This is a genomic window from Pseudomonas sp. AC070 (genome assembly GCF_979258635.1).
In genome coordinates this window covers 3,299,716-3,313,024 of the sequence record NZ_OZ409871.1, presented here as the reverse complement: position 1 = coordinate 3,313,024, position 13,309 = coordinate 3,299,716, and the positions used below count along the sequence as shown (strand labels likewise).

The 13,309-nt window shown below is 59.7% G+C and carries 11 protein-coding genes; 7 read left to right on the top strand and 4 right to left on the bottom strand.

Features of this window, described 5'->3' with window-relative positions:
* Positions 1-23: 23 nt before the first annotated feature.
* From lpdA to sucD, 3 genes are all read left to right on the top strand, one after another.
* Positions 24-1,460 (top strand): dihydrolipoyl dehydrogenase, encoded by a 1,437-nt coding sequence (gene lpdA, locus ACZZ0Q_RS14880; RefSeq protein WP_463541767.1) that lies wholly within the window; start codon positions 24-26, stop codon positions 1,458-1,460.
* 163 nt (positions 1,461-1,623) lie between these two features.
* Positions 1,624-2,790, top strand: a complete 1,167-nt coding sequence (gene sucC / locus ACZZ0Q_RS14875; RefSeq protein WP_463541768.1) for an ADP-forming succinate--CoA ligase subunit beta — start codon at positions 1,624-1,626, stop codon at positions 2,788-2,790.
* A complete protein-coding gene (gene sucD, locus ACZZ0Q_RS14870; RefSeq protein WP_122451178.1) occupies positions 2,790-3,677 on the top strand; it encodes a succinate--CoA ligase subunit alpha in 888 nt (295 codons plus the stop codon). The genes sucC and sucD overlap by 1 nt, the downstream gene beginning before the upstream one ends.
* Positions 3,678-4,204: 527 nt before the next feature.
* Here sucD and ACZZ0Q_RS14865 read toward each other — a convergent pair.
* The 4 genes from ACZZ0Q_RS14865 to ACZZ0Q_RS14850 form a co-directional block, all read right to left on the bottom strand.
* On the bottom strand, positions 4,205-4,702 hold the full coding sequence (locus tag ACZZ0Q_RS14865) for a DUF934 domain-containing protein (protein ID WP_122451179.1): 498 nt from the start codon (positions 4,700-4,702) through the stop codon (positions 4,205-4,207).
* Positions 4,686-6,344: a nitrite/sulfite reductase gene (locus tag ACZZ0Q_RS14860; RefSeq protein ID WP_463541769.1), complete on the bottom strand. Its 1,659-nt coding sequence runs from the start codon at positions 6,342-6,344 to the stop codon at positions 4,686-4,688. Before ACZZ0Q_RS14860 ends, ACZZ0Q_RS14865 begins: the two co-directional genes overlap by 17 nt.
* A gap of 208 nt (positions 6,345-6,552) precedes the next feature.
* Complete coding sequence (locus ACZZ0Q_RS14855; RefSeq protein ID WP_463541770.1) at positions 6,553-7,416, bottom strand: pirin family protein; 864 nt, start codon at positions 7,414-7,416, stop codon at positions 6,553-6,555.
* Between the two features lie 6 nt (positions 7,417-7,422).
* Complete coding sequence (locus tag ACZZ0Q_RS14850) at positions 7,423-7,827, bottom strand: OsmC family protein (RefSeq protein WP_463541771.1); 405 nt, start codon at positions 7,825-7,827, stop codon at positions 7,423-7,425.
* Between the two features lie 143 nt (positions 7,828-7,970).
* Here ACZZ0Q_RS14850 and ACZZ0Q_RS14845 point away from each other — a divergent pair, with 143 nt between their 5' ends.
* The 4 genes from ACZZ0Q_RS14845 to ACZZ0Q_RS14830 all read left to right on the top strand — a co-directional run bounded on the left by ACZZ0Q_RS14845 (position 7,971) and on the right by ACZZ0Q_RS14830 (position 13,228).
* Positions 7,971-8,963 (top strand): amidohydrolase family protein, encoded by a 993-nt coding sequence (locus ACZZ0Q_RS14845; protein ID WP_463542321.1) that lies wholly within the window; start codon positions 7,971-7,973, stop codon positions 8,961-8,963.
* Between the two features lie 68 nt (positions 8,964-9,031).
* A complete protein-coding gene (locus ACZZ0Q_RS14840) occupies positions 9,032-9,499 on the top strand; it encodes a DUF3859 domain-containing protein (protein ID WP_122497125.1) in 468 nt (155 codons plus the stop codon).
* Positions 9,500-9,858: 359 nt separating this feature from the next.
* The gene (locus ACZZ0Q_RS14835) at positions 9,859-11,829 is read left to right on the top strand and encodes a DUF1302 domain-containing protein (protein ID WP_463560707.1); all 1,971 of its coding nucleotides are present in this window, start codon (positions 9,859-9,861) and stop codon (positions 11,827-11,829) included.
* A gap of 28 nt (positions 11,830-11,857) precedes the next feature.
* A complete protein-coding gene (locus ACZZ0Q_RS14830) occupies positions 11,858-13,228 on the top strand; it encodes a DUF1329 domain-containing protein (protein WP_463541772.1) in 1,371 nt (456 codons plus the stop codon).
* Positions 13,229-13,309: the final 81 nt, after the last annotated feature.

The following is a 13,309-nucleotide window of genomic DNA, read 5'->3' as shown; positions in this document are numbered from 1 at the left end:
TTTCATCCGAAAAGGAATGAGTTATGACGCAAAAATTTGACGTGGTAGTGATCGGTGCTGGCCCAGGGGGCTATGTAGCCGCTATCAAGGCCGCTCAACTGGGTTTGAAAACTGCCTGTGTCGAGAAATATCAGGGTAAGGAAGGCAAAACTGCCTTGGGCGGTACCTGCCTGAACGTCGGTTGCATTCCATCCAAGGCGTTGCTCGACAGCTCCTACAAATTTCACGAAGCCCACGAAGGCTTCGCTGTGCACGGCATCAGCGCCAAGAACGTCTCTATCGACGTGCCGGCCATGGTTGCGCGCAAAGACACCATCGTTAAAAACCTGACTGGCGGCGTTGCCACCCTGTTCAAGGCCAACGGTGTGACCCTGCTCGAAGGCCACGGCAAGCTGCTGGCGAACAAGCAGGTTGAAGTGACCGGCCTTGACGGCAAAGCGGTTGTCTACGAAGCCGACAACGTGATTCTGGCCTCTGGCTCGCGTCCGGTAGACATCCCGCCAGCTCCGGTTGATCAGGACGTTATCGTCGACTCCACCGGCGCTCTGGATTTCCAAGCCGTACCGAAAACCCTCGGCGTGATCGGCGCTGGCGTTATCGGTCTGGAGCTGGGTTCGGTGTGGGCCCGTCTGGGTGCCGAAGTGACCGTGCTCGAAGCACTCGACAAGTTCCTGCCAGCGGCTGACGAAGCCATTGCCAAGGAAGCGCTGAAGATCCTCACCAAGCAGGGTCTGAAAATCAAACTGGGCGCTCGCGTAACCGGTTCGGAAGTGAAGAAGAAGCAAGTCACCGTTACCTACACTGACGCCGAAGGCGAGCAGAAGCAGGTATTCGACAAGCTGATCGTGGCTGTAGGCCGTCGCCCGGTAACCACCGAGTTGCTGGCAGCGGACAGCGGCGTCGACCTCGACGAGCGTGGTTACATCTTCGTTGACGACCATTGCACCACCAGCGTTCCAGGCGTTTACGCCATTGGTGACGTGGTACGTGGCGCCATGCTCGCGCACAAAGCCTCGGAAGAGGGCGTGATGGTTGCCGAGCGTATCGCCGGCCACAAAGCGCAAATGAACTACGACCTGGTGCCATCGGTTATCTACACCCACCCGGAAATCGCATGGGTTGGCAAAACCGAGCAGGCGCTCAAGGCTGAAGGCGTTGCCATCAACGTCGGCACCTTCCCGTTCGCTGCCAGCGGCCGCGCCATGGCTGCCAACGACACCGCCGGTTTCGTCAAAGTCATCGCCGATGCCAAGACTGACCGCGTTCTGGGCGTTCACGTAATCGGCCCGGCTGCTGCCGAGCTGGTGCAACAAGGCGCTATCGGTATGGAATTCGGCACCAGTGCCGAAGACCTCGGCATGATGGTGTTCTCGCACCCAACCATGTCCGAAGCGCTGCACGAAGCGGCCTTGGCAGTGAATGGCGGCGCCATCCACATCGCCAACCGCAAGAAGCGTTAATAGCGACAACAAGAACCACGCCGGGCGGCCCGTCGTGCGTCTTCACACCGAAGACGCACCGCGGAATGCCCAGGCGGACTGTTTCTAGAAAACGGTCACAGGTGGCGCGGCAACTATCACGCAGCGTCGAATGCGCAATACCTAACGAAGACGGTAGACAAGCATGAATCTTCACGAGTATCAGGGTAAGCAACTGTTTGCTGAGTACGGCCTGCCCGTATCCAAAGGCTTTGCAGTAAACACCCCGGAAGCGGCCGCTGAGGCCTGCGACAAAATTGGTGGCACCGAGTGGGTTGTCAAAGCCCAGGTCCACGCAGGTGGTCGCGGTAAAGCCGGTGGTGTGAAACTGGTCAAGAGCAAGGACGAGGCCAAGGCCTTCGCCGCTCAGTGGCTGGGCAAGCGTCTGGTGACGTACCAGACCGACGCCAACGGCCAGCCGGTCAACCAGATTCTGGTTGAGTCCTGCACCGATATCGCCAAAGAGCTGTATCTGGGCGCAGTCGTTGACCGCTCCAGCCGTCGCATCGTGTTCATGGCCTCCACTGAAGGCGGCGTGGACATCGAGAAGATCGCTCACGACACCCCTGAGAAGATCCTCAAAGCCACTATCGATCCATTGGTTGGCGCTCAGCCTTACCAAGGTCGTGACCTGGCCTTCCAACTGGGCCTGCAAGGCGACCAGATCAAGCAGTTCACTCACATCTTCGTTGGCCTGGCCAAACTGTTCCAGGACTACGACCTGGCACTGCTGGAAGTGAACCCGCTGGTTATCAAAGCTGACGGCAACCTGCACTGCCTCGACGCCAAGATCAACATCGACAGCAACGCCATGTACCGCCAGCCAAAACTGCGCGCCATGCATGACCCGTCGCAAGATGACCCACGTGAAGCCCACGCTGCCAAGTTCGAACTGAACTACGTAGCCCTGGAAGGCAACATTGGCTGCATGGTCAACGGTGCTGGCCTGGCCATGGGTACCATGGACATCGTCAACCTGCACGGCGGCAAGCCAGCCAACTTCCTCGACGTAGGCGGCGGCGCTACCAAAGAACGCGTTACCGAAGCGTTCAAAATCATTCTGTCCGATACCAACGTTGCAGCTGTTCTGGTGAACATCTTCGGCGGCATCGTTCGTTGCGACATGATTGCCGAAGGCATCATTGGCGCAGTGAAAGAAGTTGGCGTGAAAATCCCGGTGGTTGTGCGCCTTGAAGGCAACAACGCTGAACTGGGCGCCAAGGTACTGGCAGAAAGCGGCCTGAACATCATCGCGGCAACCAGCCTGACCGACGCTGCTCAGCAAGTCGTCAAAGCTGCGGAGGGCAAGTAATGAGCGTCCTGATCAATAAAGACACCAAAGTTATCTGCCAGGGCTTCACCGGCTCGCAGGGTACTTTCCACTCCGAACAAGCCATTGCCTACGGCACCCAAATGGTTGGCGGCGTGACTCCGGGCAAAGGCGGCACCACTCACCTGGGCCTGCCAGTGTTCAACACCGTGAAAGAAGCCGTAGAAAAAACTGGCGCTACCGCCAGCGTGATCTACGTTCCGGCTCCTTTCTGCAAAGACTCGATCCTGGAAGCCGCTTTCGGTGGCATCAAGCTGATCGTGTGCATCACCGAAGGCATCGCGACCATCGACATGCTGGAAGCCAAGGTTAAGTGCGACGAATTGGGCGTACGCCTGATCGGCCCGAACTGCCCAGGCGTGATCACTCCGGGCGAATGCAAGATCGGCATCATGCCCGGTCACATTCACCTGCCAGGCAAAGTCGGCATCGTTTCGCGTTCCGGCACCCTGACCTACGAAGCTGTTAAGCAGACTACTGACGCCGGTTTCGGTCAGTCCACCTGCGTCGGCATCGGCGGTGACCCGATCCCAGGCTCCAACTTCATCGACATCCTGAAGCTGTTCCAGGAAGACCCGAAAACCGAAGCCATCGTCATGATCGGCGAAATCGGTGGTTCGGCTGAAGAAGAAGCTGCTGCTTACATCAAAGCCCACGTGACCAAGCCAGTGGTGTCTTACATCGCTGGTGTGACTGCCCCTCCAGGCAAGCGCATGGGCCACGCAGGCGCCATCATCTCTGGTGGTAAGGGCACCGCTGACGAGAAATTCGCAGCGCTGCAAGACGCAGGCGTTAAAACCGTGCGTTCGCTGGCTGATATTGGCAAGGCCTTGGCCGAGCTGACCGGCTGGACCGCCAAAAACGCTTAATCGCGTTTGGGCAAGTAAAAGGCCACCCCTCGGGGTGGTCTTTTTTTTGCCCCCACGATCTCTCCGGGTCGTCGGCCATGCGGCGTTGCGAACGCTCCTGAAATGCTCACGTACTAATGTACGCTGCGCTTTCAGGAGCGTCCGCGCCTTGCCTGACCTTAGCCCCGGAGATCTCCACCGTGGCGCCTGTTTAAAGACCGCGTCGAACCCTGTAGGAGCGGCTTCAGCCGCGATGCTCTTGACTTCAAGAGCATCGCGGCTAATCGGGATGCCGCCCAGTCGCTCCTACAGGAACAAACATGCGCTGCGTTGCGTTCGCCTGACCTTAGCCCCCGGAGATCTCGACCGTGGCGCCTGTTAAAAGATCGCGTCGAACCCTGTAGGAGCGGCTTCAGCCGCGATGCTCTTGATCGTAAAGAGCATCGCGGCTGAAGCCGCTCCTACAGAAACAAAACATGCGAAGGTAGCCGCGCCCGCAAAACCCAAACCCCGCCCACAAAAAAGCCCGCATCTGCGGGCTTTTTCGTTTATGCCCTTCTTCGGAAGAGGGGCAGGGGTTGGTCAGCTGAGGCTTGGTAAACCTCGTTGAATTCGCTGAAGGCTTTCAGCGCGTCGTCCGGGTCTTTGTCTTCGCGCAGGGCGAAGGCGTCGAAGCCGCAGCGGTGCAGGGCCCAGAGTTGGTCACGGAGCACGTCGCCGATGGCGCGGATTTCGCCTTTGTAGCCGTAGCGGGTGCGCAGCATGTAGGCGGTGGAGGAGTGGCGGCCGTCGGTGAAGGCGGGGAAGTTCAGGGCGATGACTTGGAAGTTGTCCAGTTGATCGGCGATCTCTTCAATTTCTTCACCGGCTTCCAGCCATACGCCCAAGCCGCCGTCGCGAGCTTTCAGGGCGCTGCTGTGTTCCACGTACAGGCCTAGCGGCACGATCAGGTCGTCGCAGTTGGACACGCCTTCGAGCGTCGCGTCCTTGGGCAGCAGGTGCCAGGTTTCGTCGACCAGCTGACCGTTCTTAATGATTCGCTGCATATACGCGCTCCTTGAACGGGTCGATGCCGACACGGCGGAAGGTGTCGAGGAAGCTTTCTTCTTCGTGACGGGTTTGCACGTACACGTCGATGATTTTGCTGACCACGTCGGCCATGTCTTTCTCGGCGAACGATGGGCCGAGAATCTGCGCCAGGCTGGCGTCGCGACCCGAGCTGCCGCCCAAGGAAACCTGGTAGAACTCCTGGCCTTTCTTGTCCACGCCCAGAATGCCGATGTGGCCGACGTGGTGGTGGCCGCAGGCGTTCATGCAGCCGGAAATGTTCAGGTCGATATTGCCGATGTCGAACAGGTAGTCCAGGTCGTCGAAACGACGCTGGATGGCTTCGGCAATTGGAATCGACTTGGCGTTGGCCAGCGAGCAGAAGTCGCCGCCCGGGCAGCAGATGATGTCGGTCAGCAAGCCCACGTTTGGCGTGGCGAAGCCGTTTTCACGCAATTCGCCCCACAAGGTGAACAGCTGGCTCTGCTCGACGTCGGCCAGAATGATGTTCTGGTTATGGCTGTTGCGCACTTCGCCAAAGCTGTAGCGATCAGCCAGGTCGGCGATAACGTCGAGCTGCTTGTCGGTCACGTCGCCAGGGGCAACGCCGGTGGGCTTCAGCGACAGGGTCACGGCGACGTAGCCCGGTTTCTTGTGGGCGAACACGTTGCGGCTGGCCCAACGATCAAAACCGGGGTGCTCGGCGCGCAAGGCGGCGAGGGCGTCGGACTGGTCTTCCAGAGCTTTGTAGGCTGGGTCGACGAAATGGGCGGCAACGCGTGCCACTTCCGCTTCGGTCAGGGTGGTGGGGCCGTCTTTCAAATGCGCCCATTCGGCGTTAACGCGTTCGGCGAATACGTCCGGCGTCAGTGCTTTCACCAGAATCTTGATGCGCGCCTTGTACTTGTTATCGCGGCGGCCATAGCGGTTGTACACACGCAGAATGGCGTCGAGGTAACTGATCAGGTGCTGCCACGGCAGGAATTCATTGATGAAACTGCCAACGATTGGCGTACGGCCCAGGCCGCCACCTACCGATACGCGGAAGCCCAGCTCGCCGGCTTCGTTCTTCACCGCTTCCAGGCCGATGTCGTGCACTTCGATGGCCGCACGGTCGCTCACGGCGCCGTTGACGGCGATCTTGAACTTGCGCGGCAGGTGCGAGAACTCGGGGTGGAAGGTCGACCACTGACGAATGATTTCGCACCAGGGACGCGGGTCGACGATTTCGTCTTTGGCCACGCCGGCGAATTGGTCAGTGGTGGTGTTGCGAATGCAGTTGCCGCTGGTCTGTACGGCGTGCATTTGCACGGTGGCCAGCTCGGCAAGAATTTCCGGTACGTCCTCCAGTTCCGGCCAGTTGAACTGCACGTTCTGGCGGGTACTGATGTGCGCGTAGCCCTTGTCGTAGTCGCGGGCGATCTTGGCCATCATGCGCACCTGTGCCGACGACAGCAGGCCGTAAGGCACAGCCACGCGAAGCATTGGCGCAAAACGCTGGATATAAAGACCATTCTGCAAGCGCAACGGGCGAAATTCTTCGCCAGAAAGTTCGCCAGCCAGATAACGGCGGGTCTGATCACGGAACTGCTTGACGCGGCTCTCGATGATGTCTTGATCGTAACTGTCGTAGACGTACATACGGGTCCTGTTTTCAGGCTACTTACTGCCAAATCAGCGCGCACGGCCGCGCACTCCTTGCGGAGCCGGGGGAAGATACCAGTTCAGGTTTATGCGCAAAAGTGATGTTTTAGTATAAGAACGAAACTTATGGTACTAAGAGCGGCGCGCTATAAGGCGCAGCCCTACAAGCCGCTTTGAAAGGCCCTCGTGAACCTTACGAAAAACCCTATCGAGGCAGCTCGATTCGTTCCGTTTCGCCTGACACCGTCGGCCAATCGCCGGCTGCCCATTTCGCTCGCGCGCGGTCAATCAGCGCCGAGTCGCTGGCGACGAAATTCCAGTTCATGCGCCGCGGGCCATCCAGCGGGCTGCCGCCGACCATGATGATCTGGCAGTCGCTTTCAGCGAACAGCGTGTAGGTTTCACCAGCCGGCAGCACGACCATGCTATGTGGCGACAACGGCTCGTCTTCTAGTCGCGCTTCGCCGCTGATCAGGTACAGCGCGCGCTGCTCGTGTTCGGCAGCAATAAACTGCGCCGACCCGGTGCTCATATAAATGTCGGCAAGGAGGGTGGGCGTCGGCACCGGCACGGGTGATTTAAGGCAGAAGCCTTCGCCGGCCACCAACCGAATCTTCACCCCCAGCGCCTCGCTTTCCGGCAAATCGGCAACGCTGTGATGGCTGTAGCTCGGCGCGTCTTGCTCCAGGTGCTGCGGCAGGGCAAGCCACAGTTGGAGGCCGTGCAGCTGCGAACCGGTTTCCCATAGCTCGCTCGGCGTGCGCTCAACATGGGCAACGCCGTTCCCCGCCGTCATATAGCTGACATCGCCGGCGCCCACGCGCTGGTCTGAACCGAGGCTGTCTTTGTGCAGCAGGGCGCCTTCAAACAGATAGCTCAGCGTCGACAAGCCGATGTGCGGGTGCTGCCGCACATTCATGCCGGTGCCTGGCGCGTAGTGGTTGCTGACGATGTGATCGAAAAACACAAACGGCCCAACGCTGCGGCATTGCGCGGACGGCAGCGGCCGCAAAATCGGCTGGCCTTCAACGTCTTCGGGGCGTGGGCGAATTACCAGGGGAGCGGCCATAAACGATTACTCAGCAAGTTGGGTGTCGACGTGAATCTCGGTGCTGGTCATCAGCTTGTGCACCGGGCATTTGTCGGCGATGGCCAGCAACTTGGCGCGTTGCTCATCGCTGAGTTCACCTTCCAACGTCAGGCTGACCGCCAGGGTGTAGTGGCCTTCGCGCTCTTTGCTGGCGTCGCGGCTGACCGCCACCTTAATGCCGGTCAGCGGCATGCCACGGGCGCGGGCATATTGGGTAACGGTCAGGGCTTTGCAGGCGCCGAGGGCGGTGTCGAAGTAATCGTGCGGGTCCGGCGCCGAGCTTTCGCCGCCCAATTCCGTCGGCATGTCGGTAGCCAACGGCGCCAGTTCGGCGATCTGGATGTCGTGGCGATAGCTGGTAGCGGACTGGCTGGTGATGGTAATGGTCATTGCACATCTCGGCGTCGAAGGGCGTGGTAGAGCATCCTGCTTGGCGCCGCTTGAACCTGCAAGCCCGGCGCGGGGTCTATGTTTGTCACGCACTTTCAGGGAGCGAAGCGTTGTCCAGTCAGCCCACATTAATTGCCACATTCATGCTCACGCTGCTGCTTGCCAGCCCCAGCCATGCCCGCGACTACCACTACACCGATGCCCATTTGCACTACGTCGATTTCTTCCAGGAAACCGAGGGCATGCCGGCGTTGCTGAAACAGATGGACGCCAACCGCGTCGACCACGTGATGATCGCCGGCATCCCCCTGGCCAAGAAATGGCACGAAGACGAACCCAAGCGCCCCCGTTATTACGCTGGCGATGACGCCGATGCGTACTGGTACAGCGCCACCGATTTCTACGTCGCCGCCGCCGTGGGCGACCTGCAACCTGAACAGCGCAAACGCTTCCACCCGTTTCTGTCCGGCTTTAACCCGGTGGACAAAAACGCCGACGCCCACATCGCCAGAATGCTCAAGCTCTACCCCGGTTTTTGGCAGGGCATCGGCGAGGTGTTCACCCGCCACGACGACCTCACGGCCATCACCTCCGGTGACACCCCAAGGGCCAACAACGAAGCCATGGCTCGCGTGTATCACCTGGCCGCCGAGCATGATCTACCGGTGTTGCTGCACAGCAACATCACCTCCAAGCGCGAGAAAAACCCGCTGTACCTGTCCGAAATCGAGGAGCCGCTGCGTAACCATCCGCATACCCGTTTCATCTGGGCGCACGCCGGCACGAGCATGGAGCTGCATCGCCATCAGACCAAGCTGGATTTCGTGCTGCCGACGCTGCAACGCATGCTCGAGGCGTACCCGAATTTGTATATCGACCTGTCGTGGAGCGTGTTGCACCCGTATTTGCTGAGCGAGGAGGGCAAGCCGGACGCCGAATGGGTGGCGCTGGTTAAACGCTACCCGGAGCGTTTTATGCTCGGCTCCGATGTGGTGGGCAAGTTCGACAACGTGGGCAAAGAGCTGCGCGGCTTCGATCCGTTTCTCGACGCGCTGCCGGCCGATGTGGCGCAGAAAGTGGCGCGCGACAACTTCCTGGCCGTGTTGCCGCGGAACTTGAAACAGCCGGCGCCGTAACCGGCACTGTCATCAGTCTGTCATTGCATGGTCATAAGCTCGCGCGATCCACAACTAAGGAGCGCGACATGCAAGTTATCCGTAAGAGTTCGCTGGCGGCGTTGCTGCTGTGTGCAGTCAGTCAGTTGGCACAGGCCGAAGTGCGGGTTGAAGGCCCGGTTGAATTCGGCATTTTCGAAACCACCGCCACTGACCTGCAACCCGGCGAGCGCGTGCTGACCCGCAGCAAACAAGCCATTCAGCCAACGGATGTAATTCCCGCCAAGCTCGGCACCAAATTCGGCATTCGCTACACCCTGGCAAACAAGAAAATCGACGACACGCCGCTGACCTTGTTGTACCTCACCCCCGGCATCCAATCCGCCGATGGCCGCCACGACAAACTGGTGGTTGAACAGAAACTGGTAGTCGGCGCTCCGCAAGACGTGATGGCATTCGAGTTCAGCGAATACAACGAACTGGTTAAAGGCGACTGGCACTTCATGGTCTTCCAGGGCGACCGCCTGCTGGCCGAAAAGCGCTTCACCGTGCAGTAAATTTTCCCGCTCCGCCGAGCCTGAGCCGCCATACTCACCAAACACACAGTCATCCCCGCGCAGGCGGGGATCCAGGCTCGCCGCCCGCCTAAAGCCCTCGAAATTCCATACGCATTCCCCACAACCAGCTAATTTCTTCCCACCGGTTGGCAGCGAGGCAACACTTTGTTACTTTGCCTGCACTATCGTACCAACTCGAAGCGTGCGCACCGGTCACGGTGACGCCACCAGGGACGATGGAGTTTCTGTTGCAGGTCGAAGTTGCGTGCGCGCCGACCTTCAGCAGCCGAGAGATGAATAAAAAACAGGGTGGCCGTTAGCGCTGCCCAAATAATCTTGGCGTATAGGGAGCGTTGTCGATGAACACACGTGTGTGCGGTTCCAACGGAAAGGGGCGCCCATGGCGGGCGGGGGCAACGATGGCGTTACTGCCATTGCTGGTGGCGGGGGCCGCGCAGGGCGCTGAGTTCAGCTTTGCTGACAACGAAGTCACTGGCTCGTTGGACACCACCCTTTCATACGGCTCGATGTGGCGCGTGCAGGGCCGCGACAAGGGCAATATCACCGACATCAACGCCGACGACGGCAACCGCAACTTCGACACCGGCCTGGTTTCCGAAGTGTACAAAGCCACCTCCGACCTCTCGGTCAAATACCAAAATTACGGCGCGTTTGTGCGCGGCACTGCGTTCTACGACACGCAGATCATGGACAAACGCAACGACTATTACGACACCACCGGCGGTGTCGAGCGGCCCAGCCAGAACTTCCCCAACGACAACGAATTCACCGAAGACACCCGCCATAACGCCGGACGCAAAGCGCAGATTCTCGACGCTTATCTCTACGGCAGCTGGGACATCTACGACAAACCCCTTGCCGCCAAAGTCGGCCGCCAGGTATTGAGCTGGGGCGAGGGCGTGTTCTATCGCGGTGGCGTGAACACCATCAACCCGGTCGACGCCGCCAAATTCCACCTGCCGGGCTCCGAGCTCAAAGAAGTACTGGTGCCGATGGAAGCCTTCAGCTTCAACGTCGGGCTGACCGACGATTTGTCCATGGAAGCGTTTTATCAGTGGAAATGGAAAGAGACCCAGCTGGACCCGGCGGGCACGTATTTTGGTGATACGGACCTGTTCGCGGAGGGGGGGAATACGGCGTATACGGACAACGCGGACCTGGCGCCACTGATGCCGCTTTATTCGGGGCTGGCTGCTTTTGGTGTAGGTGGTCTTGGTTCCGGTCCGTTTGGCCCCAACGGTTACCTCAACAGCGAAACCGGCGTGTTTAAAGTTGCCAATATCGGCAAAGACATCGAAGCGGACGACAGTGGTCAGTTCGGTGTGTCATTCCGGTATGTGGCTGAGCAGCTGAACTCCACGGAGTTCGGGTTTTACTTCGTGAATTACCACGCCAAGGAACCGCAGATCGCGATCGATTTGTCGGGCTACGAGGGCGTCGACCTCACCAGCATCGCCACGGCGTTAGCGACTGGATCTCCAGCGCTTCCCATCGAATACACTGGCGCGCTGGCCACGTTTGATTTGGCGAGTAACGCGCAGGCACGTCGGGACTACGTCGAAGACATCCGCATGTACGGCTTCAGTTTCAATACCACCGTGGGCGATGCCTCGTTTTCTGGCGAAGTGGCGTACCGTCCCAATGCCCCGATCACGATTGCCGCCACGGATGACTTGCTCGGTGATGTGTTGGGCCAAGGCGTATTCGGCCTGACTAATATTTACGACGCGGGCGTATCGGGCGACCAAGCCTGCGCCGCCGTCTCCGGCAAACAACTGTGCCGCTCCCAACTCTTCGAAAACTACGAGCGCGCCGAAACCTACAACATCTCGCTCTCAACCATTTACAACTTCGGCCCCATGGCCAGCTTCGACTCGGTCATGGGCGTGGCCGAAGTCGCCTCGCAACATATCCGCGGCAGCAGCTTGAAATACCGCGCTTATGACGGCAGCACGCGCAAATTCGCCAGTACCACCGACAAGGCCTATGTCGACCCCGAAAACGGCGACTCCGACCAAATCACCCGTGACAGTTACGGCTACACCTTGCTGCTCTCCGGCAGTTGGAACGACGTGTACGCCGGGGTGAAGTTGGCGCCGTACGTGGTGTACCAGGACGATTTCCAAGGCAACTCCGACCGCACCGGCAACTTTATCGAAGGGCGCAAGGCGTACACCCTGGGCATGGATGCCACCTACCTGAACGCCTTCGAAGTCGGGTTGCAGTACACCGAGTACTACGGCGCCGGCCGCAACAACTCGATGCGCGACCGTGACAACGTGTCGTTAAGCGCCAAGTACTCGTTTTGATGCCTGACAGAATTCTGGAGAACCGTGCATGTTGAACAAAAATTCACTGCTGCTCGCCGCCATTCTGCTGGCCGTCGGCACCACCGATAGCCTGGCCGGCGTTTCCGCGCAGCAAGCCGCCACGCTGAAAACCACCCTCACACCGCTGGGTGCGGAAAAAGCCGGCAACGCCGCCGGCACCATTCCCGCCTGGACGGGCGGCATGACCCAAGCGCCGGCTGGCTACAAAGGCCCGGGCGCGCACCACGTCGACCCGTTTGCCGGCGAGAAGCCGCTGTTCACCATCACCAAAGGCAACCTGGAACAGTACAAAGCCAGCCTCACCGCCGGGCAGATCGCCTTGTTCAATGCCTACCCGGAAACCTTCCAGATGCCGGTGTACCCCACCCACCGCACCGGCTCGGCGCCACAGTGGGTGTACGACAACACCTTCAACAACGCCACCAGCGCCAAGGTGCTGGACGGTGGCAACGGCTTTGCCGACGCCTATGGCGGCACGCCGTTTCCCATTCCACAGAGCGGCGTTGAAGCGGTTTGGAACCACATCGTGCGGTATCGCGGCACCTACGTGATTCGCCGCTCGGCCGAGGCAGGCGTGCAGCGCAACGGTCAGTACTCGCTCGTGACCTCCCAGGACGAAGCGCTGTTTCGCTTCTACAACCCCAAGAGCAACTACAGCGAACTGAACAACACCTTGTTCTATTACATGACCTTCACCACCGCCCCGGCGCGCCTGGCCGGCAATGGTGCACTGGTGCAGGAAATGCTCGACCAGGTCAAAGAGCCGCGCCAGGCCTGGGGCTACAACCCTGGCCAACGCCGCGTGCGCCGCGCGCCGACCTTGGCCTACGACACGCCGATTGAATCGTCCGATGGCCTGCGCACTGCCGATGACACCGACATGTACAACGGCGCGCCCGACCGCTACGACTGGACCCTGGTCGGTAAAAAGGAAATCTACATTCCCTACAACAACTACGTGCTCACCAGCCCCGAGGTGAAATACAACGACCTGCTCAAGCCCGGCCACATCAACCCCAAATACACGCGCTACGAACTGCACCGCGTGTGGGTAGTGGAAGGCAAATTGAAAGCGGGCGCGCGGCACATCTACTCCAAGCGCACGCTGTTCCTCGACGAAGACAGCTGGGGCGCGGCGGTAGTGGATCAATACGACGGGCGAGGGGAGTTGTGGCGGGTGTCCATGGCCTACCTGAAAAGCTTCTACGAACTGCCCACCGTATGGACCGCGCTGGACACCTTCCACGACCTGCAAGCGCGGCGCTACAGCGTGCAATGGCTCGACAACGAAGAACCCGGCACCGCCGACTTCAGCAAGCCCTCGCCAGACGACGCCAACTTCAGCCCCGCCGCCTTGCGCCGCAAAGCATCGCGTTAGCCGCACCCTCAGTCGCGATGCTCTTGATGTAAAAGCATCGCGGCTAAAGCCGCTCCTACAGGTGATTGTTGAGGCTGCGGA

Excerpts from the sequence above, each read along its gene's own strand:
- ACZZ0Q_RS14855 (WP_463541770.1), bottom strand. The coding sequence starts at position 7,416 with ATGGCCGCTCCCCTGGTAATTCGCCCACGCCCCGAAGACGTTGAAGGC.
- ACZZ0Q_RS14850 (WP_463541771.1), bottom strand. The coding sequence starts at position 7,827 with ATGACCATTACCATCACCAGCCAGTCCGCTACCAGCTATCGCCACGAC.
- ACZZ0Q_RS14860 (WP_463541769.1), bottom strand. The coding sequence starts at position 6,344 with ATGTACGTCTACGACAGTTACGATCAAGACATCATCGAGAGCCGCGTC.
- ACZZ0Q_RS14835 (WP_463560707.1), top strand. The coding sequence starts at position 9,859 with ATGAACACACGTGTGTGCGGTTCCAACGGAAAGGGGCGCCCATGGCGG.
- ACZZ0Q_RS14830 (WP_463541772.1), top strand. The coding sequence starts at position 11,858 with ATGTTGAACAAAAATTCACTGCTGCTCGCCGCCATTCTGCTGGCCGTC.
- lpdA (WP_463541767.1), top strand. The coding sequence starts at position 24 with ATGACGCAAAAATTTGACGTGGTAGTGATCGGTGCTGGCCCAGGGGGC.
- ACZZ0Q_RS14845 (WP_463542321.1), top strand. The coding sequence starts at position 7,971 with ATGCTCACGCTGCTGCTTGCCAGCCCCAGCCATGCCCGCGACTACCAC.
- ACZZ0Q_RS14840 (WP_122497125.1), top strand. The coding sequence starts at position 9,032 with ATGCAAGTTATCCGTAAGAGTTCGCTGGCGGCGTTGCTGCTGTGTGCA.
- ACZZ0Q_RS14865 (WP_122451179.1), bottom strand. The coding sequence starts at position 4,702 with ATGCAGCGAATCATTAAGAACGGTCAGCTGGTCGACGAAACCTGGCAC.
- sucD (WP_122451178.1), top strand. The coding sequence starts at position 2,790 with ATGAGCGTCCTGATCAATAAAGACACCAAAGTTATCTGCCAGGGCTTC.
- sucC (WP_463541768.1), top strand. The coding sequence starts at position 1,624 with ATGAATCTTCACGAGTATCAGGGTAAGCAACTGTTTGCTGAGTACGGC.